This is a genomic window from Wielerella bovis, assembly GCF_022354465.1.
Taxonomy (GTDB): domain Bacteria; phylum Pseudomonadota; class Gammaproteobacteria; order Burkholderiales; family Neisseriaceae; genus Wielerella; species Wielerella bovis.
The window spans coordinates 1,956,228-1,979,946 of sequence record NZ_CP092361.1; the positions used below are offsets into that span (position 1 = coordinate 1,956,228).

General features: G+C 41.5%; 23 protein-coding genes and 3 tRNA genes. 10 read left to right on the forward strand and 16 right to left on the reverse strand.

Features of this window, described 5'->3' with window-relative positions; all coding sequences use genetic code 11:
- Positions 1 to 337: 337 nt before the first annotated feature.
- From MIS45_RS09490 to MIS45_RS09500, 3 genes are all read right to left on the reverse strand, one after another.
- Positions 338 to 413, reverse strand: a tRNA-Asn gene (locus tag MIS45_RS09490).
- Between the two features lie 86 nt (positions 414 to 499).
- Positions 500 to 895 carry a VanZ family protein gene (locus MIS45_RS09495; RefSeq protein WP_249451376.1) on the reverse strand — a complete coding sequence of 132 codons (396 nt, stop codon included), beginning with the start codon at positions 893 to 895 and terminating at the stop codon, positions 500 to 502.
- The gene (locus MIS45_RS09500) at positions 876 to 1,082 is read right to left on the reverse strand and encodes a dioxygenase (protein ID WP_249448468.1); all 207 of its coding nucleotides are present in this window, start codon (positions 1,080 to 1,082) and stop codon (positions 876 to 878) included. Before MIS45_RS09500 ends, MIS45_RS09495 begins: the two co-directional genes overlap by 20 nt.
- Positions 1,083 to 1,365: 283 nt before the next feature.
- On the opposite strand from MIS45_RS09500, the gene MIS45_RS09505 reads away from it, so the two are divergent.
- Both MIS45_RS09505 and MIS45_RS09510 read left to right on the forward strand, forming a co-directional pair.
- Positions 1,366 to 1,902 carry an RNA pyrophosphohydrolase gene (locus MIS45_RS09505; protein WP_249450365.1) on the forward strand — a complete coding sequence of 179 codons (537 nt, stop codon included), beginning with the start codon at positions 1,366 to 1,368 and terminating at the stop codon, positions 1,900 to 1,902.
- 374 nt (positions 1,903 to 2,276) lie between these two features.
- The gene (locus tag MIS45_RS09510; protein ID WP_249442370.1) at positions 2,277 to 2,495 is read left to right on the forward strand and encodes a SlyX family protein; all 219 of its coding nucleotides are present in this window, start codon (positions 2,277 to 2,279) and stop codon (positions 2,493 to 2,495) included.
- 168 nt (positions 2,496 to 2,663) lie between these two features.
- On the opposite strand, the gene MIS45_RS09515 is transcribed toward MIS45_RS09510, so the two are convergent.
- The gene (locus MIS45_RS09515; protein ID WP_249450366.1) at positions 2,664 to 4,544 is read right to left on the reverse strand and encodes an autotransporter assembly complex protein TamA; all 1,881 of its coding nucleotides are present in this window, start codon (positions 4,542 to 4,544) and stop codon (positions 2,664 to 2,666) included.
- Positions 4,545 to 5,022: 478 nt separating this feature from the next.
- Here MIS45_RS09515 and sstT point away from each other — a divergent pair, with 478 nt between their 5' ends.
- The gene (gene sstT, locus MIS45_RS09520; RefSeq protein ID WP_249442368.1) at positions 5,023 to 6,258 is read left to right on the forward strand and encodes a serine/threonine transporter SstT; all 1,236 of its coding nucleotides are present in this window, start codon (positions 5,023 to 5,025) and stop codon (positions 6,256 to 6,258) included.
- A gap of 230 nt (positions 6,259 to 6,488) precedes the next feature.
- Here sstT and trpA read toward each other — a convergent pair whose 3' ends face one another.
- A complete protein-coding gene (trpA, locus tag MIS45_RS09525) occupies positions 6,489 to 7,271 on the reverse strand; it encodes a tryptophan synthase subunit alpha (protein ID WP_249450367.1) in 783 nt (260 codons plus the stop codon).
- A gap of 209 nt (positions 7,272 to 7,480) precedes the next feature.
- Between trpA and MIS45_RS09530 the strand changes: the two genes are divergently transcribed.
- Entirely contained in the window at positions 7,481 to 7,924 is a 444-nt protein-coding gene (locus MIS45_RS09530; RefSeq protein WP_249450368.1) for a hypothetical protein, read from the forward strand.
- A 295-nt stretch (positions 7,925 to 8,219) separates the two neighbouring features.
- Here MIS45_RS09530 and MIS45_RS09535 read toward each other — a convergent pair whose 3' ends face one another.
- The 3 genes from MIS45_RS09535 to MIS45_RS09545 all read right to left on the reverse strand — a co-directional run bounded on the left by MIS45_RS09535 (position 8,220) and on the right by MIS45_RS09545 (position 9,053).
- A complete protein-coding gene (locus MIS45_RS09535) occupies positions 8,220 to 8,801 on the reverse strand; it encodes a toxin-antitoxin system YwqK family antitoxin (RefSeq protein WP_249450369.1) in 582 nt (193 codons plus the stop codon).
- 63 nt (positions 8,802 to 8,864) lie between these two features.
- Positions 8,865 to 8,941 (reverse strand) — tRNA-Asp (locus tag MIS45_RS09540).
- A 36-nt stretch (positions 8,942 to 8,977) separates the two neighbouring features.
- Positions 8,978 to 9,053: transfer RNA gene (locus MIS45_RS09545), tRNA-Val, on the reverse strand.
- Positions 9,054 to 9,384: 331 nt separating this feature from the next.
- On the opposite strand from MIS45_RS09545, the gene MIS45_RS09550 reads away from it, so the two are divergent.
- The 3 genes from MIS45_RS09550 (at position 9,385) to MIS45_RS09560 (ending at position 13,367) form a co-directional block, all read left to right on the forward strand.
- Positions 9,385 to 10,566 (forward strand): efflux RND transporter periplasmic adaptor subunit, encoded by a 1,182-nt coding sequence (locus MIS45_RS09550; protein WP_430472170.1) that lies wholly within the window; start codon positions 9,385 to 9,387, stop codon positions 10,564 to 10,566.
- Between the two features lie 110 nt (positions 10,567 to 10,676).
- Positions 10,677 to 12,614, forward strand: coding sequence for a MacB family efflux pump subunit (locus MIS45_RS09555; RefSeq protein ID WP_249450371.1), 1,938 nt, complete (start codon positions 10,677 to 10,679; stop codon positions 12,612 to 12,614).
- Between the two features lie 102 nt (positions 12,615 to 12,716).
- Positions 12,717 to 13,367 (forward strand): trimeric intracellular cation channel family protein, encoded by a 651-nt coding sequence (locus tag MIS45_RS09560; protein WP_249450372.1) that lies wholly within the window; start codon positions 12,717 to 12,719, stop codon positions 13,365 to 13,367.
- A 264-nt stretch (positions 13,368 to 13,631) separates the two neighbouring features.
- Here the strand turns inward: MIS45_RS09560 and prfB are convergent, their stop codons facing one another.
- From prfB to fur, 6 genes are all read right to left on the reverse strand, one after another.
- Positions 13,632 to 14,735: a peptide chain release factor 2 gene (gene prfB / locus MIS45_RS09565; RefSeq protein WP_249450373.1), complete on the reverse strand. Its 1,104-nt coding sequence runs from the start codon at positions 14,733 to 14,735 to the stop codon at positions 13,632 to 13,634.
- A gap of 46 nt (positions 14,736 to 14,781) precedes the next feature.
- Positions 14,782 to 15,447, reverse strand: a complete 666-nt coding sequence (locus MIS45_RS09570) for a thiamine diphosphokinase (RefSeq protein ID WP_249450374.1) — start codon at positions 15,445 to 15,447, stop codon at positions 14,782 to 14,784.
- Positions 15,448 to 15,743: 296 nt separating this feature from the next.
- Positions 15,744 to 16,028: a hypothetical protein gene (locus MIS45_RS09575; RefSeq protein ID WP_249450375.1), complete on the reverse strand. Its 285-nt coding sequence runs from the start codon at positions 16,026 to 16,028 to the stop codon at positions 15,744 to 15,746.
- Between the two features lie 286 nt (positions 16,029 to 16,314).
- On the reverse strand, positions 16,315 to 17,040 hold the full coding sequence (aat, locus tag MIS45_RS09580; RefSeq protein WP_249450376.1) for a leucyl/phenylalanyl-tRNA--protein transferase: 726 nt from the start codon (positions 17,038 to 17,040) through the stop codon (positions 16,315 to 16,317).
- A 68-nt stretch (positions 17,041 to 17,108) separates the two neighbouring features.
- Positions 17,109 to 17,708 (reverse strand): hypothetical protein, encoded by a 600-nt coding sequence (locus MIS45_RS09585; protein ID WP_249450377.1) that lies wholly within the window; start codon positions 17,706 to 17,708, stop codon positions 17,109 to 17,111.
- A 64-nt stretch (positions 17,709 to 17,772) separates the two neighbouring features.
- Positions 17,773 to 18,198 (reverse strand): ferric iron uptake transcriptional regulator, encoded by a 426-nt coding sequence (gene fur / locus MIS45_RS09590; RefSeq protein WP_249442390.1) that lies wholly within the window; start codon positions 18,196 to 18,198, stop codon positions 17,773 to 17,775.
- A gap of 114 nt (positions 18,199 to 18,312) precedes the next feature.
- Between fur and MIS45_RS09595 the strand changes: the two genes are divergently transcribed.
- From MIS45_RS09595 to pssA, 3 genes are all read left to right on the forward strand, one after another.
- On the forward strand, positions 18,313 to 18,768 hold the full coding sequence (locus MIS45_RS09595; RefSeq protein ID WP_249450378.1) for an outer membrane protein assembly factor BamE: 456 nt from the start codon (positions 18,313 to 18,315) through the stop codon (positions 18,766 to 18,768).
- A gap of 20 nt (positions 18,769 to 18,788) precedes the next feature.
- Positions 18,789 to 19,601 (forward strand): 4-hydroxy-tetrahydrodipicolinate reductase, encoded by an 813-nt coding sequence (gene dapB / locus MIS45_RS09600; RefSeq protein WP_249450379.1) that lies wholly within the window; start codon positions 18,789 to 18,791, stop codon positions 19,599 to 19,601.
- Positions 19,602 to 19,722: 121 nt separating this feature from the next.
- Positions 19,723 to 20,625, forward strand: a complete 903-nt coding sequence (gene pssA / locus MIS45_RS09605; protein ID WP_249450380.1) for a CDP-diacylglycerol--serine O-phosphatidyltransferase — start codon at positions 19,723 to 19,725, stop codon at positions 20,623 to 20,625.
- Between the two features lie 373 nt (positions 20,626 to 20,998).
- Here pssA and MIS45_RS09610 read toward each other — a convergent pair whose 3' ends face one another.
- Together MIS45_RS09610 and MIS45_RS09615 are read right to left on the reverse strand one after the other, a co-directional pair.
- Positions 20,999 to 22,675 carry a formate--tetrahydrofolate ligase gene (locus tag MIS45_RS09610; RefSeq protein ID WP_249450381.1) on the reverse strand — a complete coding sequence of 559 codons (1,677 nt, stop codon included), beginning with the start codon at positions 22,673 to 22,675 and terminating at the stop codon, positions 20,999 to 21,001.
- Positions 22,676 to 22,834: 159 nt separating this feature from the next.
- Entirely contained in the window at positions 22,835 to 23,518 is a 684-nt protein-coding gene (locus MIS45_RS09615; RefSeq protein WP_249450382.1) for a PoNe immunity protein domain-containing protein, read from the reverse strand.
- Positions 23,519 to 23,719 lie beyond the last annotated feature (201 nt).

The following is a 23,719-nucleotide window of genomic DNA, read 5'->3' on the forward strand; positions in this document are numbered from 1 at the left end:
GGCTGTCTGAAAATCCTAGCGGAATATTTTCAGGCAGCCTTTATTTGATTTGTTTATTCAAACCTAATATAGTGGATCCAATTTAAATCAGGACAAGGCGACAGCGACCGCCGTGTATACATAGTAGTACATAAGGGAGCTGGCAACGCTGTACTGGTTTAAATTGAATTCACTATACTTAATGTGTACACGGCGGTCACTGTCACCTTGTCCTGATTTAAATTGAATCCACTATATATGTTGGACACATTGGATGGGGTTGGGCACAAAATGGACACAAACCCAACTGAGCTACAAAAAGAAAACCGCCTAAACAATTGTTTAGGCGGTTTAAATTTGGCTCCCCGAGCTGGGCTCGAACCAGCGACCTGCGGATTAACAGTCCGTCGCTCTACCGACTGAGCTATCAGGGAATGAAGATTGACATTATACAGGCAGCCTGAAATTTGTCAAATATCAATTTACAGAATTATTTTATATTTTTGATATTTTAGAAAATTTATTTTTTCAGGCTGCCTGAAAGTTGGTATTTCAGATGTGCAAAATGCAACGCAATTATCACGCCGAGCATATCCGCAAGCGCATCCAGCCAATCACCTTGCCGAGTTTGCGTCAATAAATGCTGGGCAATTTCGCTGCTGATGGCATATATCAACCCAAAAATAAACAATGCCATATAAGCAGGACGACGATTTTCGTGTAGCCATGCTTTGGCAAATAACCATGTTTGCGCGAAAAAAAGCAGGCAATGTGCAAATTTATCAAAATGTGGAAATGGAGGTGCTTGGTGTGCGCCACTTTCACGAAAAATGAGAGCGTAAATGCTAGCCACCAGCCAAATAAGTGCAAAAATCAACCATTTATTGGTGGCGGTATCATGCGATTTCGTCCAAATAATGTTGGCATTGTTGGGCGAGTGCGCTGAATTTGCCACCACGTTGTTGAAGTATATCGCGCCATTGGCTGATTTCTTCACGGCTAGGGATTTCGTCTAGGCTGCATTCTTCAAGGAAAAATTGGAGGGTTTCTTGTACTTCGCCGTAGTTTTCAGTTTGGAATAGGTTGATAAGTTCGGTTGTCATAATTTTCCCTTTGTTGATTGATTTTTTTGGTTTTCAGGCTGCCTGAAAATATTAAAAATCTGTATCACGGTATTTTTCTTGCCAAGGGTTAATGAGAATTTAGACGAAAAAACGACCGAATACGAATTGTCATTAGCCCCTATTTTGGCATGAAAAATTGTCTTGTTATTAAGCCATCAATTTATCAATACGAGTTTGAGATGTGAATTGTATCATGCGTTGTGAGTTGATGTGATTTCGTGGGATAATTCGGGTGATGATATTTTTGTGAATAGGGCTTGTCATGTTAGACAGGGAGGGTTATCGCCCGAATGTTGGCATTATTTTGGTAAACGATGATAATCGTGTATTTTGGGGTAAGCGAGTGCGTGAGCATTCGTGGCAATTTCCACAGGGTGGCATTAAACCTGGGGAAAGTCCTGAAACAGCGATGTATCGTGAGTTGTTTGAGGAAACAGGCTTGCTGCCACAGCATATTAAAATTTTGGGGCGAACTCGGGATTGGTTGCGTTATGATGTGCCGAATAATTGGATACGACGTGAATGGCGTGGGTCATATCGTGGACAAAAGCAAATTTGGTTTTTGTTGCGTTTAGTTGGCAAGGATACTGATGTACATTTGCGCGCCACACGGCATCCTGAATTTGATGGTTGGCGGTGGCATGAGTATTGGGCTCCGATTGACGAAGTAATTGAATTTAAACGATTTGTTTATGAACGTGCATTAACAGAATTGTCGTCGTATTTGCGTGGCTTGGAGAGTATGGGGGAATATCATGCACGACAAGTGGAAATCCGAAAAGCAACGCGACAAAAATAAGAATCTGAAACTTTTGTAAACCCTAGATTTGTGCGTGGTTCAAAACGATGGCATCACAGATGCGCAGACATATAGTGAATTAAAATAAGAAAGGTGCAAGGCGACCACACCCGCCGTGTACAAATAGTACATAATGGTGTGGGCAACAAAGCAGATTTCTTATTTTAATTTACTATATCATGTAGATAGGCAAGTATTCTAGAATACTCATCGCAAAAAAATATACTAAAGATAGGGATTTTGCAAAGGTTTCAATCTGTAATTCGCAGAAGAATTAATAAAATTGATACAGGTTCTTAACCAAAGGCAGCCTGAAAACAACTTTTCATGTTTCAGGCTGCCTTTTGATATAAAAATACAATGGAAATGCCAAAATGAATGAAGAAGAACGTTTAATTGAACTGGAAATTCGTTGCGCTTTGCAAGATGAATTACTTGCATCACTCAACGATACAATCGCTAAAATGCAAGATACTTTGGATTTACAGCAAGCTCAACTACGCATGTTATATAACAAAATGCAGCAACATGCCGACAATGCCAATGATAACCAGCCATATAGTTTGGCAGAAGAAATCCCGCCACACTATTAGGAACTATAGTGAATTTAATTTAAACCAGTACAGCGTTGCCAGCTCCCTTATGTACTATGTATGTGTACACGGCAGCCGCTGTCGCCTTGTCCTGATTTAAATTGAATCTACTATAATAACAGCATAGCGGTGTCATTTTCGGTTGGATTTTGCAAAGGTTTCCGATTTTTAAAATCTTGTCCCCAAACTAATATGCCAACGTATTTTTTTATCGTGATGTCCATACGCAAGGTCAAATGAGAATGGCGCAGCAGGACTAAACCAACGCACACCTAAACCCGTACCATGTCGCAAAGTCATATCTTTAAAACGAGGTGCTACACTCCCAACATCGTGAAATACCGCCAGCGCAAAATCTCTTTTAATAGGATATTGATATTCTGTACTCGCCACAAACATAGCTCGGTCAGGCAAGGTTGCTGATGTGATTTGTGGCATTTTAAGACCAATGCTATCCAATTCATAACCACGCACCGAAGATGCCCCACCTGTGCGGAACATTAGTGAAGATGGGACGTCACCATCAACAAAATCATCATTGGTATACACATAGCCTAATTCGCCACGCGCTACAAATGTGCCTAACTGTTTATTTTCAGGCGTGTAAAATAAACCTGCACTACCTTTCAATCGCATCATAAAAGTAGACGACAATAAACTCCCCAAAGTCGTACCAATTTTGCCTTCAAAATAGTAACCATTTTGTGGACGTATAGCAGTTTCAATATTTTGACGTTTCCAAGATGCGGTAATCATCGTAGCGAAACTGCGCCCCAAATTCACATTATCTTCTGGAATTTTATTATCTTCCGCAACAAACTCAACACCATAACGTGATTCAATATTATTTCGGTCGCGTACATACCATAAACCACTGGAAATTGAACGTTTTTCCAATTTTTGCGTGGTGCTGCGATTGTAAGAAACATTGCTCGTCCAATAATGTCCTTTATTATTGCGCGGTTGGCTCACACCAGCAGCCAATGTGGTTTGATATTTATCCATATCCCACACAACCGAACCAACATAACCACGATTGAATAAATTGTAATGGTCATAGCCAATATTGCCACCCAAACCGTATTCCGAATCAAAGCGAATACCCATTTCCGCTTTTTGGCGTTTCACTTCCGAAACCACCACTTTCACAGGAACATGGTTATCTTTCATCTGGTCAAAATCCGCCTGTACACTTGCACCTGAATAATGACCATCACTCTCCAAAGCCTGCTGATAATCCAATAATTTATCCAAATCATAAGCATCACCAGCCTTAAATTGAGCCAAACCTAAAATCACGCTTTGTGGATAACGCTGGTTGCCTGAAATTTCAAAATCTCCAAAATAAACAGGAGCTTGACTATCCACATTAACCGTCAAATCTGCTTTTTGTGTTTCAGGATTAACCGCTGCTTGCGTTGAAGCAAATGTTGCCAATGGATATTTTTTTCGCGTAATCGCGCTCATTACCGCAACTTTACTTGCCGACCAATCTTCCTGCCGAAATGGCGCACCAACAGGTAATTTCCAATGATTTAATGCATTTTTGTAATATTGCCCCAATTCTTCGTCTTGCAAAATATCGCCTGTAATTGCCACATCCACATTGTCAATGACCATGCGTGTTCCCACTTTTACATCAACTACCCAACCGTCATTTTGTGGCGAAACATTGACCGTACTATTGAAATATCCCTCCGTTTGCATCATTTTTTTCGCATCACTTGGCGCATCTTCCGCCAAATAACCCACTTGTTCTTTATCCAAAGCTTCTTTGCGTTGATGCGCAATCAAAGGCAAATGCTGGTACAACATTGCTTGAATTTCTGTATCATCTGCTTTAATCTCAATGGGATATTTAGGTTCAAGATTAATTTCATCATCATTATCAATAGATGTATTTTCGTCATTTTCAGTACTGGCAGGCATAGATGCAGCCTGAAAATTGCTTGCGGATTCCGATGCGGCAATAGGCATCTCATCTGCCCATGCAGCAGGCATAATCGCAACAGACAGGAATAGAAAAATGGGAGAATGGCGCAATGTCATATTAAAAAATAGCGAAAAAATAAAGAAAAATGCGAAAAGGCAGCCTGAAAATACTGCAGGACGGTATTTTATCATTAATTATACAAAATATCGTTATCATTAAATGGAAATAGGTTTGATATAGCTGACTCGCTAAAACAAGTACAAAATGGAAAGCTACAAACAGTACCAGTAGTAGTTGCAACTGTTTCAAAATGAGTTAACTATAATTATGAACTTTTTTCAGGCTGCCTTTTAAACGAAAGGCATCATATTATAAGTATATAATGCTTAAAAATCTAAAATGATTAAAACTAAAAAATAAAATTTATATTTTTATAAATATTTTATGCTTTCAGGCTACTCTAAATGATGCAAATGCTTGTTTTTCATCTATTCCCACAAATTTTGTATGACGAGACCCTTGTTTTTATTTTACAATGAATTGTTCTTAACGCTTTTTTGCAAATTTTTTATTTCTTTTATCAAGGAGAACATCATGGCGAATCCTATTGTGGCATTTTATAAAAATGTTAGTTTGATTTGGCAGATTATCATTGGCTTGGTATTGGGTGCGATTATTGGTACAGCAATACCAGCAGCAGCCCCAGCAGTAGGTATTTTGGGTAGTTTATTTGTCGGCGCATTAAAAGCTATTGCGCCATTTTTAGTATTTGTACTGGTTACTTTGGCGGTTGCGCAACACGATGTCAATCGCAAAACCAATATGAAACCCATTTTGTTTTTATATGTAATTGGTACATTTGGTGCGGCTTTTATCGCTGTGTTAGGTAGCTTTATGTTCCCCAGCACACTGACTTTGGTCAATAATCCAGATACAACATTGAACCCTCCAACAGGCATCGCACAAGTGATAAAAAATGTGCTGATGAATTTGGTTGCCAACCCATTTGCCGCATTAACGACGGGTAATTACATTGGTATTTTAGCTTGGGGTTTGGCATTGGGTTTGACTTTGCGCCATGCTAGCGATGCGACCAAGGCTGTTTTAGTTGATATTTCTAACGCCGTTTCCATGATTGTGCGTGGCATTATTCGTTTTGCGCCATTAGGTATTATGGGCTTGATGACGGAAACCATTGCTGAAACTGGTTTTAGCAAAATGCTGGAAGAATACGGTCGTTTGATTTTTGTGTTACTGGGTTGCATGGGCATTGTTGCATTCATACTGAATCCATTGATTGTATTTTGGAAAACCAAACAAAATCCGTACCCATTGGTGTTTACTTGCTTGCGTGAAAGTGGTATTCCTGCATTTTTCACACGTTCATCTGCGGCAAATATCCCTGTGAATATGGCGTTAGCAAAAAAATTAAATTTGAATGAAGACACTTATGCTATGTCTATCCCATTGGGTGCCACCATCAATATGGCAGGCGCAGCGATTACCATTACCGTATTGGCATTGGCAGCCGCGCAAACACAAGGTATCCAGGTGGACTTTGGTACAGCTTTATTATTGAGCATTATCGCAACAGTAAGTGCATGCGGTGCATCGGGCGTGGCAGGTGGTTCTTTGTTGCTCGTACCTTTGGCATGCAGTTTGTTCAATATTCCCAACGATATTGCCATGCAAGTAGTGGGGGTTGGTTTCATCATTGGCGTGATTCAAGACTCAGCAGAAACCGCTTTGAACTCATCTACTGACGTGTTGTTTACCGCAGCGGCAGATATTGCAGCCAAACAACAAGAAAGTGCCAATCCTCCTGTCTAATAAAAAAAGAATAAAAAATGCAGCCTGAAAACATATTTTTCAGGCTGCATTTTTATTCTTATTGCATTAAGAACCTGTATTCACAATCTTAATAGCTTGCTTTTATCGCCACTTCATGCGCCTACTGCGTTGGCTGTTCATGCCAATATGTTCAATATTGGCATGAAAAGTCGCCTTGTATTCGCAAGTGTATCAATAAAATCAAGCCACCAATCTTATGAATACAGGTTCTAAATCGCATCTTTCAATTCACGCACCCAAGTGCCTACAGCTTGCGCTTCATTACCAACATTTTGCTCCATTTCTTTCACAATACGGCTACCGACAATCACTGCATCTGCAACCGCTGCAATTTTTGCTGCACTCGTCGCATCACTGATACCAAATCCCACGCCAATTGGCAGTTGGACATATTTGCGTAATACCGCCAAATGTTGTGCCACTTCATCTGTGTTCAACTGCGCTGAACCCGTAACGCCTTTAAGCGACACATAATATACAAAACCACGCGCATGTTGAGCAATCGCTTGCATACGCTCTTCGGTAGTCGTGGGCGCAATCAAGAAAATGCAATCTAAATGATGCGCCGATAAAGCCTCTTGCAAAGGAGCAATATTTTCAATTGGATTATCCACTGTCAAAACACCATCTACACCAGCATCTGAGGCATCTCGCGCGAAAGTTTCGTAACCCATTTTGTGAATCGGATTCAGATAGCCCATCAAAACCACAGGCGTCGTTGAATTAGTTTCACGGAATTGGCGCACCACGTTCAATACATCGCGCAAAGAAGTGTTATTTAACAAAGCACGTTCCGCTGCACGCGCAATGGTTGGCCCATCTGCCATTGGGTCTGTAAACGGAATGCCTAATTCAATAATGTCTGCGCCATTGTCCACCAAGCTGTGCATCACTTGCAAAGTAGTCGCAAGATTGGGGTCGCCAGCAGTAATATAAGTAATCAGTGCTTTTTTGCCATTCAAGGCTTGAAAAGTTTGTGCAATGCGAGTCATGATATTTTCTCTCTTGATTGAGGTTGAGTGCTTATTATAGGGGTTAATGACAATTCATGCACGGTTGTTTTTTAGTCAAAATCACCAACTTCTGTATCCAAATTATCATTCCCCACTAACGTTTAAGTGGTGTTAAGATGCGATACAATATGATTTTTCAGGCTGCATATTTCATAGGCAGCCTGAAAATAACATATAGGAATAAAATCATGATACATTTAAATAAACCACAAAAAATCACATTAGCCATCTGCTTATTTTTGTTTGCAGGCATCAAAGTTGCCACTATTTTTTGGTGGCAAAATAAACAAAATCAATCGCCTAGCCAACACAATCACACTTGCCAAGTTACACAACAAGGCTGTCCATTTTTAGGCAATGCCATTTTCAGGCTGCATGGCGTAGGTGGACACAAAACCCCTTTTCGTATTCAAGCAGACAATGTTCCTGCATCAGTAAAACAGATTTCCGCATCATTTAGTATGAAAGACATGGACATGGGTTTCAACCGTTTTGATTTGGTAAAACAAGCTGATGGCTCATGGCATACAGACAATGTATATTTACCTTTTTGTACCGCAGCGCGACACGATTGGCTCGTAGAATGGACAGTAGATGGACAACGTTTTCAGGCTGCCTTTCAAACCCGATAATTTAAATAAGGCAGCCTGAATAGGTTTTATAGTGAATTCTATTTAAACCAGTACAGCGTTGCCAGCTCCCTTATGTACTATGTGTACACGGCGGTCGCTGTCGCCTTGTCCTGATTTAAATTGAATCCACTATACAAAGATTTCAGCCTGAAAATTTTTATCAATAATAATAGCGTTTTTGTATAACAAAAATTAGGCTAAATTCCAAAAGATGAAAAATTAATAAATATAAACAAATATTTAATAAAATAAAATAATGATTTCAGGCTGCCTATTTAGTACCCATAATAATGATTTATTGATTCAACAATTGCCCAGTCTCATCCCAACTACGCACCAAAACCAGCACCCCATTTTCATACACACGCTCCGTACGCTTTCCCCCATCAGCATACCATTCCAACACCACCCCATGACTCTTCCCTTGCAGATAACTCAATTCCGAAGTTAAATTCCCACTCTCATCCCAAGTTACCATACTCACCACCTCCCCATTTTTCATATTCATTTCAGATTGCAACTGCCCCGATTCATACCACGTCCGCGCCACCCCATCTTCCACATTATTTCTAAACGTTTTCTCACTACGACGATGACCATTCGGATACCAAATCGTCCCCTTTCCCTCAATTTTGCCATTTGCGTACACCAATTCCTCCGATTTTTGCCCATTCACAAACCAGCGCGTCCAAATGCCATCAGGTTGCCCATTTTTAAATGCACCACTCATTTTTTTTGTGCCATTCGCATAAAATCGCACCACTTCCCCATCAGGACGCGCAGGAAATTCCGAGCGTGTAACAGGCTGAGTCTCCGCGTGAACCGACACCACCATACTCAACACCATCATCACACACAAACGCAAAAAAATCGTCATAACTCAATCCAAATAGATAGCAAAATAAACCGCACCTTCAAATAAAGGTGCGGTTTATATATATGGCGCGGTGGACGGGGCTCGAACCCGCGACCACTGGCGTGACAGGCCAGTACTCTAACCAACTGAGCTACCACCGCGCATATCAACCGCCGTTAAAGCGACTGATGCAAAGATGGTGGGTGATGACGGAGTCGAACCGCCGACATTCTGCTTGTAAGGCAGACGCTCTACCAACTGAGCTAATCACCCTTTTGTTCGCTGTTTATTGCTGCGAAGACTGAATTAAATCAGTTTTACGCCAACTATGCAAGCATTTTCTGTAAAAAAATTTACGATATTTAATAATTTTTTGTTTTATTTTGATATTTTTTTATAAATTTGAAATTTTGTTTCAGGCAGCCTGAAATAATTATCCTATGTGTAATTTTGTATTTATAGATTTTAAAATCATGCAAATCTAATTAATATTTACTTATTTAATTTCAATCAGTTAAACTAAATAAATATTTTTATCTAACTTGGTTTCAGGCTGCTTTTCTATTATGATATGCAACAATTCTGAATTTATGGACACAGACACATTATGAAAACGACAATTAAATGGATAACCGCTCTACTCATTGCAAGTGGTTTAGGCTGGTATGGTTACACAAAAATGCAGCCCAAAAATGAGGTTGCTTATATTACTGAGGCAGTTAAACGCGGCAAAATTTCTCAAACGGTTTCAGCAACTGGGGAAATTTCGGCATCACAACTGGTAGATGTGGGCGCGCAGGCTTCGGGGCAAATTAAGAAAATGCACGTTAAAGTTGGGCAAGTGGTCAAAACGGGGGATTTGATTGCAGAAATTGACCGTACCACGCAAACCAATACCTTGAATACGCAAAAAGCACGTTTAGGCAGTTATCAAGCACAGTTAGAATCTGCCAAAATCGCGCTAAAAATGGCACAACGGAAATTTGACCGTTATAAAACATTGGTATCATCAGGCGCGGTATCCAAAATTGAAATGGACGATGTGGAAGACAATTTGGCAGCAGCAAAAGCAAAAATCAAACAATTAGATGCGCAAATCAAAGAAACTCAAATTGCCATTCATACGGCAGAAACCGATATTGGCTATACGCGTATTACTGCGCCCAAAGATGGTACGATTGTGGCTTTGGTGGTGGAAGAAGGACAAACGGTTAATGCCAATCAAACCACACCAACGATTGTGCAATTAGCAGACCTGTCTAGTATGGAAAACAAAATGCAAATTGCGGAAGGCGATGCCACCAAAGTCAAAGCGGGACAAAACGTTAGTTTTACTATTTTGTCGGAGCCTGATGCGCCATTTACCACAACTTTGGATAGCATTGACCCTGGTTTAACGACAATGTCGCAAGGTTCATATAGCCGTTCTACCGATACAACTTCTAGCGCGATTTATTATTATGCGCGTGCCACAGTACCTAATCCTGACGGTAAATTGTCTATTGGCATGACCACGCAAAATACGATTGAAATCAGCAGTGCGGATAATGTGATTGCTGTGCCTAATGTGGCAATCAAAACGCGTGATGGTAAAAAAGTTGTGCGCGTATTGGGTGCAGATAAGCAAGTTCAGGAGCGTGAAGTGCAAACGGGTTTGCGAGACAGTATCAACACAGAAATCAAATCTGGTTTGCAAGAAGGCGACCAAATTATTATGTCTGAAATGAGTGCAGATGACAGAGCCAAAGCGGCTAATCAAGGTATGCGTGGACGTCCTCCAATGTAATTGCTTTCAGGCTGCCTATCTGTTTTTATCGGAAAATTATTCATAAAATAAACATTCAGGCAGCCTGAAACCTATTTTTCAGGCTGCCTTTTAAACAAGAAAGCACAAACATGTCGTTAATTGAATGCAAAAACATCAACCGTTATTTCGGCGAAGGCGAAAACCGCGTTCATGTGCTGAAAAACATCAATTTATCCATTCAAAAAGGCGATTTTGTCGCCATCATCGGGCAATCGGGTTCGGGCAAATCTACCTTGATGAATATTTTAGGTTTGCTAGATACGCCTACCGAAGGCACATACACGATTGCAGGCACAGAAACATCCAAAATGTCTGCTGATGAGCTGGCAGCGATGCGGCGTAAACGATTTGGTTTCATCTTCCAACGCTACAATTTGTTATCGTCCATTTCTGCACGAGACAATGTCGCCCTACCCTCTGTTTATGCAGGCATTGATTATGAAGAACGCTGCCAACGGGCGGATATGTTATTGGATAAATTGGGTTTAAAAGGCAAAGAAAACAATAAACCCAACGCATTATCAGGCGGTCAGCAACAGCGTGTTTCCATTGCTCGCGCTTTGATGAATGGTGGCGAGATTATTTTTGCGGACGAACCAACTGGCGCATTGGATTCGCATAGCGGCGAAAATGTGATGGAAATCATTCATCAACTATACCGCGATGGGCACACAATTATCATGGTTACGCACGACCCGAAAATCGCCGCGCAAGCCAATCGTGTGATTGAAATCAAAGATGGTGAAATCATTTCCGATACCAGCAAAACCACCGAAATTGCGCCCAGCCATGTGCAAAGTATTCAGGAAAAACATGGCTTAGCGTTTTACAAAGACCAATTTTCCGAAGCATTCAAAATGTCCATTCAAGCGATTGTGGCGCACAAAATGCGTTCTTTGCTGACGATGTTGGGGATTATCATTGGCATTGCGGCAGTGGTGTCGGTGGTGGCATTGGGTAAAGGCTCACAAGAAAAAATCCTGCAAAATATCAATAGCATGGGTACAAATACCATTACCATTTACCCTGGCAAAGGTTTTGGCGACCGCAATCGCAATCGAATTAAAACGCTGACCGTTGCCGATGGCGAAGCGATTGCTGGATTAAGTTATGTGGACAGCATTACACCCAGCAGCTCATCAAGCGGTACGCTGACTTATCAAAATACTGATTTAAGCGCCAATGTAACGGGAGCGGGTGAACAATTTTTTGATGTACGCGGCTTAAAATTGGCAACAGGACGCTTATTTGATGCCAACGATGTGAAAGACAATGCACAAGTAGTGGTTATTGATAGCAACACCGTACAAAAATTATTCCCAGCGGATACCGACCCACTAGGCAAAACCATTTTATTCCGAAAACGCCCACTAACCGTGATTGGTACATTGGAAGAACAAAATAGTTCATTCGGTGCTTCCGACAGCTTGGCGTTGTACACACCTTACACCACCTTGATGAATCAAATCAGCGGCGATAAATTTGTCAGCAATTTAGCAGTAAAAGTGAAAGATGATGTAGATTCGCAAGTTGCAGAAAAAGGTATCAAAGAATTATTGTTATCGCGACACGGCACGGAAGATTTTTTCATGCGCAATAGCGACAGCATCAAACAAACGATTGAATCCACCACAGGAACGATGCGTTTACTGATTTCGTCCATCGCCACCATTTCGTTGATTGTTGGTGGCATTGGCGTGATGAATATCATGTTGGTATCAGTAACCGAGCGAACGCGCGAGATTGGCGTACGTATGGCGATTGGCGCACGTCAGAACAATATTTTGCAACAATTTTTAATTGAAGCGATTTTGTTGTGCATCATTGGTGGGATTACAGGTGTCTTGGTGTCATTGGGCATTGGCATATTGTTTGCCAAATTTGTCAGCGATTTCACCATGTCATTTTCAACCACCTCCATTTTGGGTGCGGTGCTGACTTCTACCGTGATTGGCGTATTGTTTGGTTATATGCCCGCGAAAAATGCATCTAAACTCAATCCAATTGATGCGCTGGCACATGATTAATGGTGTATCTGTCCTATAAATAGGCAGCCTGAAAAATATTTTTCAGGCTGCCTTTTATGAATTAGAAAGATTATAATCCACCTTTTTAGGCAACCCGAAAAGATGACTTACGAAATAGACCTCCCCCAAGCACAAACCATTGTTTACGCACTGGATATGGTAGGCGTAGGCGCAAGTACCATCGCAGCCAGCGTACTTGCCAAACGCCTGAAACTGGATATTACAGGCGCATTTATTATTTCGGTACTCGGCAGCATTGGCGGTGGCACGGTACGCGATTTGCTCATCAATCGTCACCCCATTTTTTGGCTGCGTGATTTGAATTATTTGTCACTAATTCTGTTCTTGTGCGTGCTAACGCTGATTTTTTATCATTATTTTGAAAAAATTGACCGCTCATTACGCTGGTTTGATGCGATTGGTTTGGCTGCATTCACGATTATTGGCGTACAAGCCGCGCTCAGTCGGGGCATGAGTGCGCCAATTGCAATTTGTATGGGCGCGATGACGGGCGCGGGTGGCGGTGTGTTGCGCGATATTGTTTGCCGACAAATCCCACTGGTACTGCAAAAAGAAATTTATATTACTGCCTCCATTGTTGGCAGTATGTATTATATTATGCTGCAAGATACAGGTATTAATGCATGGTTTCACAGCATCAGCAGTATTGCGCTCATTGTAGTAGTTCGTATGTTAGCGGTATATCGACAATGGAACTTACCTGATATTACTTTAAAAATGAAAGAAAAATAATGCCCTAGTGAATTATAGTCATTCAAATATGGTCAGTTAAAATAATAAAAAACCGTGTACACAAATAGTTACACGGTTTTTTTACTTTCAAACTAAATTTCTGACAAAACCTATTTAGGCAGTCTGAAAACTCGTAGGTTGAATCTTTGTATCCAACGTTTCAAATCAAAATAACAGTTTGTTAAATATGAGAAATATCGGACTCAAGAATCCAACCTGCCATTTCGGGTTTTGCAAAGGTTTCAGGCTGCCTTTTTATGATTCTTACACGCCTTGTTTCAGGCTGGCTTCAATAAAGCCGTCCAAATCGCCATCCAACACGGCTTTGGTGTTGCCCACTTCATAATTGGTACGCAAATCCTTAATCCGCGAAGAATCCAACACATACGAGCGAATTTGGCTGCCCCAACCCACATCGGATTTACCGTCTTCCAAAGCCTGTTTCTCTTCATTGCGTTTGCGCATTTCCAATTCAAACAATTTGGAACGCAACATTTCTTCACACACACGACGGTTTTCATGTTGCGAGCGGCTGTTTTGCGATTGCACCACAATACCCGTTGGAATGTGCGTCATGCGTACGGCAGAATCGGTTTTGTTAATGTGCTGACCGCCCGCACCCGATGCGCGGTAAGTATCGGTACGCACATCGGCTGGGTTGATTTCAATCTCAATGGAATCATCAACTTCGGGATAAATAAACACGGACGCAAACGAAGTATGGCGTTTATTATTGGAATCAAACGGCGAATAACGCACCAAGCGATGAACGCCCGTTTCCGTACGCAACAAACCATAGGCGTATTCGCCTTCCACACGAATAGTGGCGCGATTGATGCCAGCAATTTCGCCGTCATCTTCTTCCAAAATTTCAATTTTGAAACCTTTGCGTTCGGCATAACGTGAATACATACGGAACAGCATACCTGCCCAATCTTCTGCTTCCGTGCCACCTGCGCCTGCGGTAATGTCAATAAAACAATTGTTTGGGTCGGCTGGCTGATTAAACATACGCTTAAATTCCAAATCCGCCATTTGCTTTTCTAGCTCGGCAACATCGTCCACAATGGCTTGAAAGCCGTCTGTGTCGCCTTCTTCCACCACCATATCAATCAATTCGCGGTTATCTGCAATGCCGCTGGCGATATTGTCCAAAGTCAGCACCACGCCTTCCAGCAATTTGCGTTCTTTGCCGATTTCTTGGGCGCGTTTGGGGTCGTTCCACAATTCTGGGTCTTCGGACAAGCCAACCACTTCTTCCAAGCGTTCTTTTTTGCCTTGATAGTCCATGTAATCACGAATATCATGGTTGCGTTTGGCTAAATCATCCAATTGATTGTTTAGCTGATTAATTTGTTCTTGTTCCATGTTTCTGTATTTCCTAACAAAATTTAGCCGCGCATTTTAACGGATTTCAGGCTGCCTGAATACTGTTTCTGCTGCATTCATCGCAGGATTGAATCATGCAGATTAAGCCATTGGTAAATGAAAATTGCGCACAGCAGCCTGAAAACTCATTACTGATTAATGCCATTGGATAAGCATAGTTTTGCTGATGTAATGGATATTTTACACCTTGTAAACTTAATTGCTCAATGTGTGTCAAACCAATGAATGACAAGTATTTTTTATTATTTTCAGGTTGTATTTCATATACACCAGCACGAAAAAATCGTACGCTGTTGCAGCGTTCATATAGATAAATTTTATCTAACCACTCGGCAAAACGCGGTTGATGTGCCAGCCAAATATTGCACAATAAATGGTCAAGCCGTCCACCACCAAGCGCGCCCAAAATAATGATTTGTTTAATATTGTCTGGTTGATAATTTTGCAAAATGTGGACGAGCGCGTATTCCAAATCAGTATCGTTTTTTTCAGGCTGCAAACGCAAAATATGACGACATTGGACAGGCGGTGGTGCGCTGTCAAAATCGCCGATTGCCCAATCTGGCGTGTAACCATGTGCGACCAAATACGCTGCGCCGCCATCTACGCCAATGAGTAAATCGGGAGAAATGTCTTGTAAAATGGATAAATCAGTATGGGGCGCACCTGCGCAGAAAATCAGGGTTTGCATAGTGTTTAGTCGTGGTTATTTACAAAGATAAGGCAACGGAGAACGCTACATTATTTTAAACGATTGTATCGTGTAGAAAGGGTTTCAGGCTGCCTTTTTACATGATTAAAGGCAGCCTGAAAATATAATTTTAAAAACTGAATTGTTTGTTTTATAGTCGATTAAAATAAAAATGATACAGCGTTACAAGCTCTCTTAAATGTCCCATTTTGTACACAAAGGTCGCTATTACCTTGTCTTATTTCTATTTCAAACGACTATAAAAACACTAAAACCCACTACACAATTTCCGTAATTTATTCATATACTTTACAAACAATGTCTTTCTCTTCGCAGAACATAGCATTATTTTTTTCCAAACATTGCTTTTGTACAGCCAACTTGGCTTTACCACGATTGATATTTTCGCTGCGATAAGTGTCCATAAAGGGCTTAATAGTGCAAACATAAACAGGGGTATTTGCCTGTTTTTCTGTATTTTCATGAATCACTAAAGGCACGACAACTGAATTGGGTTCAACAGGTACCATACACGCAGTTAAAGTAACAGCGCAAATAAAACTTGAAATAATCAATTTCATCATTTACTCCTAAATTTCTTGCTTAATATATGTAGAGACCATGTGCATTTGCATTATAATCATTTGAAATAATACAGCGTTGTACAACTTGTACACGGTGGTCGCTGTTGCCTTATCTGTGTTAATTTGAAACGACTATAACTCTTTTTGCTGTACTATTTGAATTGTTGTTTATTGGTTTGTCGCTTAACGCTCATTCCAATTCAATCCAACAAAAATTATAACAAGCATTATTATCAAGTTTGTTTTCTTTATGTGTTGTTTTGTTAAAGTTTGCTGGATTAGGTCAGGACAAATTTTGTTGTACTATTTCACAACCTATTTTGCGCTGTAAATTTTGCGGATTCAGGCTGCCTAATCGTGCGCGAAAATCGGCAAACGGTATGGTTTGTGAGCCAAATCGTTGCATATGTTCGCTGTCTTGCTGACAATCCAATAATGCGATGCCACAATCTGCTAAATATGGCATGGCACACGCAAAAGCAATTTTGGAAGCGTTGTCGCGCCATGCAAACATGGATTCGCCATAAAACACGCGCCCGATTTGTACGCCATAAAATCCGCCCGCCAAACGCCAAACACCTGTATTATCAGGCAGCCAACATTCAAATGAATGTGCGTGTCCCAAACGATGCAATGCGGTATAGGCAGCCTGAAATTCGGGTGCAATCCATGTGCCGCTTTGTCCTGCGCGTGGTGTATCGGCGCAAGCGGCAATCACGGCGGGGAAATTGTGATTGACTGTAACTTTATATTTTTGATTACGCAGCGTTTTTCTTAAAGAACGACTGATGTGTATTTTTTCAGGCTGCACAATGGCGCGTGGATGCAGGGAAAACCAGTAAAAAATACCGTTTTCGCAAAACCATGGGAACAGTCCTTTGGGATAAGCCGCCAGCACCAATTCAGGCGTGAGTGTATCGGATACGCAAACTAGACCATTGTATTGGTTGGTTTCAGGATTGTATTCGGGAAAAATGGGGGCGTGGGCGTGAATAAAAGGAATAGTCATATTATCAATGAATCAACAAATAAAAAGGCAGCCTGAAAATAGGTTTCAGGCTGCCTAAATTATACCGATTATTTGCGTGCGCAAGATACCGCTGGATTAACCGCAATAGGTGTTAAATCGCCCGATTTGCTGACTTCGTACACTTTCACACCACATGCCTGACCGCTCACGCCCACCACTTCATAATCGCGTCCCGCTTGTGGCACAAACGATACTTTATTGGAACGGCACGAACCTTCATATTGCGTGATTTTCATTGTTGGGCTTTCGTTCACATTGGTCAAGCCAACAAAGAATGTTTGCACATTAACCGCTTTGCCAGCAGGCACAACGTATTCACGGAAAAATGCACGGGATAAAATGCCGTTTTCTTGCCCCAAATATCGGGTATGTGTTGTTTCTGCGATGCCAATGCTGTGGCTATTAACCGTGCCAACCAACGAACCAAACGCATCACCCAAAGAACCGCCCGTATTAACTTTCGTACCTTTTTCGCCAGCTGCGCAATCAATACCGCTTACCATAATGGTCGGTTTCTGATTTTGCCCAAACAGTCGTACGCGCGCTTGTGAGGCAGCCTGAAAATCGCTGCTTTTTTGTTGCATAGGTGCAGGTGTAGAACACGCTGCCAAAGTTAAAATGGCACATAAACCCAAAGTTTTTATCATCACGACTCCTGTAATAAACAACAAAATAGGCAGCCTGAAAATTATTTCAGGCTGCCTTACCCAATCAGCGTTTTTCTTTTTTCTGACAAGTACCGCATACGCCATACATATACAACGCATGGTCTACAACACGATAGCCGTTTTCTTCGGCAATTTTGTCTTGCAAACGTTCAATTTCTTCGTTATGAAATTCTGCCACTTCGCCACATTTCACACACACTAAATGGTCGTGATGCCCACCGTTGTTCAATTCGTAAACTGCTTTACCTGTTTCAAAATGGTGGCGTAATAAAATACCTGCTTGTTCAAATTGAGTCAAAACACGGTAAATCGTTGCTACACCAATTTCCACGCCATCGTCCAGCAAAATGCGGTATACATCTTCCGCACTCAAATGCTCATCAGCATGTGTTTCAAATAAATCTAAAATTTTTAGACGCGGACCTGTTACTTTCAAGCCGTTGTCTTTTAATTGCATAATATTGTCCATTTTTTTCCTTATTGATGTGCAGATGACAGATTGGCGTATAATAGCATTTTTTCCGCATTTACCACCACCCAAATAATAAAAGTTTTCAATAAAACTTTTTGCTAATGCGAGAATATGCTATCTTTATATTTTGATTATGGAAAGGTTGCTGCTTTGAAACCCTTATTTTTAACTGCTGCTGTACTCATCGGACTCAATGCTTGTACACCAACTTTGGTGGAAAAGTTGCCCTACTATAAATTAGATGTGATTCAAGGTGTACCATTTGATGCGCAATCTGTGTTATCTATACAAGCAGGTATGAATCGTCAACAAGTTGCCATGGAATTGGGTACGCCATTATTACGCCCTGCTTTGCGCGATGACCGTTGGAATTATGTGTACGAAATCGCACGCGGTGACAAAATCAAAGAGCAACGTTCTCTAACCGTATTTTTTAATGGCGATATTGTCAGCAAAGTAGAAGGTAATGCGCTGGATTATGCGCGTGAACAATTACCGAATTTCACACCAGCAGAAATGGTTTTACAACCAATTGTTCAGGCTGCCTCTATGCCTATGGCACAATAATTTCATCAAAGGAACTCATCATGACACAATTAAAAATTGCTATTGCAGGCGCAAATGGGCGCATGGGTAAAACTTTGGTACAAGCGATTGACGCTAATCCCCATACTATTTTGGTTGGCGCGCTGGAACACACTCAATCCGATGCTTTGGGTTTGGATGCAGGTTATGCGGTAGGCATTAAAACAGGCGTAGCGATTTCTGCCGATGTGGATGCCGTATTGGCAAATGCCGATGTATTGATTGATTTCACACGCGCCCATGTTTCCCTTCCTCTGATTACCCAATGCGCGGCAAAAGGCGTGAAGATGATTATTGGCACAACTGGTTTTGATGAAGCAGGTAAAGCCGCTATTCAGGCTGCCTCTGAAAAAGTTGGTATTGTCTTTGCCGCCAATTACAGCGTAGGTGTAAATTTAACATTCCATATTTTGGATACCGTAGCGCGTGTGTTAAACGAAGGTTATGACATTGAAATTGTGGAAGCACACCATCGCCACAAAGTAGATGCGCCTAGTGGAACAGCTTTGCGTATGGGCGAAGTCATCGCTCATGCTTTGGGACGTGATTTGAAAGAATGCGCGGTTTACGGACGTGAAGGACACACGGGTGCGCGTGAAGCACAAACCATTGGTTTTGCAACGATTCGCGCTGGCGATATTGTCGGCGAGCATACTGCCATGTTTGCCACCGAAGGCGAGCGCGTAGAAATCACACATAAAGCCAGCAGTCGCATGACTTTTGCCGCTGGTGCGGTGCGTGCTGCGGTGTGGTTACGTCAGCACGACACAGGTTTGTTTGATATGCAAGATGTATTGGGTTTGAACAATCGTTAATTCGCAATCATCTGCGAGCCAAATTGAAAAATCAATCCATGTCATGTTTTCAGGCTGCCTGAATATTATCTTAATCGTGTATAAAAATGCAGCCTGAAAAGCCAAAAATAGGAGTTATATCATGAAAACACAGGAAGAAACCGACATTATCTCCCCTGAAAAATTGGATAAATTAGAAGCACAGCATTCGTCTGATTCCACAGAACCAGATAATCATGTTAAACCCAGCAAGCGCGAGTTAATCCGTCAAAACAGTATTTATTTGCTGCCCAACTCGTTTACCATTGCCGCCTTGTTTGCCGCGTTTTTTGCGATTACGCAATCCATGCATGGACGTTACGAAAGTGCGGCAATTTCGGTGTTCATCGCCATGTTTTTGGACGGCATGGACGGGCGTGTAGCGCGTTTAACCAACAGCCAAAGCGCGTTTGGCGAACAATTGGACAGTTTGGCGGATATGGTCAGTTTTGGTATTGCTCCTGCGTTGATTGTGTATAACTGGCAATTATTTAATTTTGGCAAACTGGGTTATTGCGTGGCGTTTATTTACTGCGCGTGTGCCGCGTTACGCTTGGCATTATTTAATACGCTGATTGGCAAAGTAGATAAAAAATGGTTTATCGGTATTCCCAGTCCAACTGCCGCCGCGTTGATGGTCGGCATGATTTGGCTGGACCGCAGTTACAATGGCTTATTTAACGAAACAGGCAGCATTTTGGTGTTGCTGCTGACTTTGTTTGCAGGTTTATCTATGGTGGCGCAAATTCCATTTTGGAGTTTCAAGGAACTCAATATTCGCCGCCGCGTATCATTTGTCGGCATGATTGGTTTGCTGATGGCGTTTGTATTACTGGTATTACAACCTGCGCTGTTGCTGTTTTTGTTTTTCTTCGGATACAGTTTATCGGGTTATGCGATGTGGGCTTGGAAAAAATGGGGAGCATCAGGCAGCTTGAAAACACAACCCGCAGTTGAAAATGTGAGCAATATTGAAAACCCAACGCCAGATAGTGAACAAAAATAAAGACATCATTATTTTCAGGCTGCCTATTCATAATCAATAGACAGCCTGAAACTTTATATTGTGAATGATATGGTCGTTTAAAATAAAAATAATACAGCGTTGCCAGTTCCCTTATGTACTATAGTCGTTTCAAATTAAAATAGCACAAGGCGACAACGCCCGCCGTGTACGCCTAGTACATAAGGGCGTTGGCAACGCTGTACTTATTTGTATTTGAAACGACTATAGATGTACACAGCGGTTGCTGTCGCCTTGTCCTGATTTAAATTGAATCTACTATAAATCTAATTCAACAACAAAAATAAATGTTCAGGCAGCCTGAAATATGGGAAAAATCCATTTTCAGGCTGCCTGATTATTTTAAAAATATAAATCAAAACAATCCGCTAATCACACCATTTTCATCTACATCAATTTTCTCGGCGGCTGGCACTTTCGGCAAACCCGGCATTTTCATCATATTGCCGCACAACACAACAATAAACCCAGCCCCAGCCGACACCGTCATGCCGCGCACCTGAATCGTAAAACCACTCGGGCAACCCAGCAATTTCGCATTATCACTCAAAGAATACTGCGTTTTCGCCATGCACACGGGCAATTTATCCAGCCCCAAACGCGTTAAATTGGCGATTTCCGCTTGGGCTTCCGCGCTGAATTCCACTTTGTCCGCGCCGTAAATTTGGGTGGCAACTGCGGTAATTTTATCGGCAATGCTGTCATTCACATCATAGGCGAATTTAAAGTTATTTTGATTTTTTTCAATCGCTTGTACCACTTTATTCGCCAAATCCACACCACCTTTGCCACCTTTTGCCCACACTTCGGTTAAGGCAAAATCTGCGCCATTCGCTTCGCAGGCAGCCTGAATGGCAGCAAGTTCCGCATCGCTATCTGACACAAAACGGTTAATCGCCACCACCACAGGCAAACCAAACACATTTTTCAAATTACTGATGTGTTTCAATAAATTGGGCAAACCTTTGTTCACCGCGTCCACATTTTCCGCGCCCAAATCGGCTTTTTCCACACCGCCGTTGTATTTCAAAGCGCGAACCGTTGCCACCACCACCGCACAATCGGGGGTAAATCCCGCCAAACGCGATTTAATATCACAGAATTTTTCCGCACCCAAATCCGCACCAAAACCTGCTTCGGTAACCGCATAATCGCCCAAATGTTGCGCCAAACGCGTTGCCAACACAGAATTACAACCGTGTGCAATATTCGCAAAAGGCCCACCGTGTACAAAAGCGGGCGAACCTTCAATGGTTTGCACCAAATTTGGTTTAATCGCGTCTTTCAGCAAAGCGGTCATCGCGCCATGTGCGTTCAAATCTTTGGCGTAAATAGGGCTGCCTGAAACGCTGTATGCCACCAAAATATTGCCTAAACGTTCTTTTAAATCTTTCAAATCATTGGCTAAGCAGAAAATCGCCATCACTTCGCTGGCAACGGTAATATCAAAACCATCGGGGCGAATCACACCGTCGGTTGGTTTGCCCAAGCCATTGATAATATTACGTAATTGACGGTCATTCATGTCCACCACGCGTCGCCATACCACGCGTTTCGGGTCAATTTGCAACGCATTGCCTTGATAAATATGGTTATCCAACATCGCTGCGAGCAGATTGTTTGCCGCACCAATCGCATGGAAATCGCCTGTGAAATGCAAATTAATGTCTTCCATCGGCAAAACTTGCGCGTAACCACCACCTGCCGCACCACCTTTCACACCAAATACGGGACCGAGAGACGGTTCGCGCATGGCAACCACCGCTTGTTTACCAATGTGATTCAGCGCATCCGTCAAACCGATGGTAACGGTGGTTTTGCCTTCGCCTGCGGGCGTGGGGTTAATTGCCGTTACCAAAATCAATTTGCCTTGTTTTTTGGGCAGGGCAAATGCGTCAGCTGGGTTGATTTTGGCTTTGTATTTGCCGTAATGTTCCAATTTATCGTGTGAAATATTGATTTTTGCTGCAATATCATTGATGTGCTTGATGTCAGCAGCTTGTGCGATTTGAACGTCAGTTTGCATGGACAACTCCGTTTATTTGAGAACAAGTGAGAAAATGAAATTCTAATGTATTTTCATCATAAAGGCAGCCTGAAAATAGAAAATTTGTTTTTAGCGTTTTCAGGCTGCTATTTTGCTTCCAGATAAAATCATTCTATTTGTAGTTAAGTTAATAGCTCAATCCATTCAACCGATGAACTGTTTTTCTCTTGCCCATTCAACCAAATCTTTGGGATAGTGAGGATATTGATAAAATTCAGTATCATCTACATCGTCCAAATAAGCAATGGCAGCGGCTTCAAATGCCCAGTAACCACAATAGCCATTTTGTTCAGGGTCTAAATGACTGTTGTATTCCAAATCTGACATACCTACCATTTCTTTGTACCAATCTTTGAGATACTGGTGCAGTAATGCTTTTTTCTCATTTGGGTCTTTTTCGCGAATGGCATCAGAAAGCAGTACGGCGTGGTCGCCCATTTGAATATAGTTTGGGTCGGGACGGTCTTTGAAGCGATAGTAGAAGAAATCTTCAATGGTATTATCGGGTTCTAAATCATCGGCAGCGTTGTCTAAAATGATTTGCAAGAGTTGGGGGAGTAGGTCTTCTCGGTGTAAAAGATAGCACATTGAAATTAAACCCAAAGTTTTCAAATACACATCAGCCAAATTCCATTGTAATGGTGGATAAAAATAGCCAAATTTTTTTAATTCTTCCTTATTTTTTTGCCAAAATTGAGTCATTTGTTGTAAATCATCAATGATTTCATTTAATATAGATGGCAATTTCTCTAAATCATCTCCTGCTGTATTTAATTCTGAGTAAATTCCATAAAGTTTGATGTCGATAAAACAAAGTTTGTTTTTCATCTAGATTAACTGATTGCTCAATGCTTTTAAACATATCAAGAGAATCTACTAATCTTTCATTAAAAATAAGCCATCTATCTTCACTTAAAAAATGCTGTCTTCTTTTTTCATGAAAGGGAATTTGAACAATCTCATTCATCATAATATCCTAAATTAGAATTGATTAATGTTTTTATGGGGTATTTTTGTTACTGATTGCCA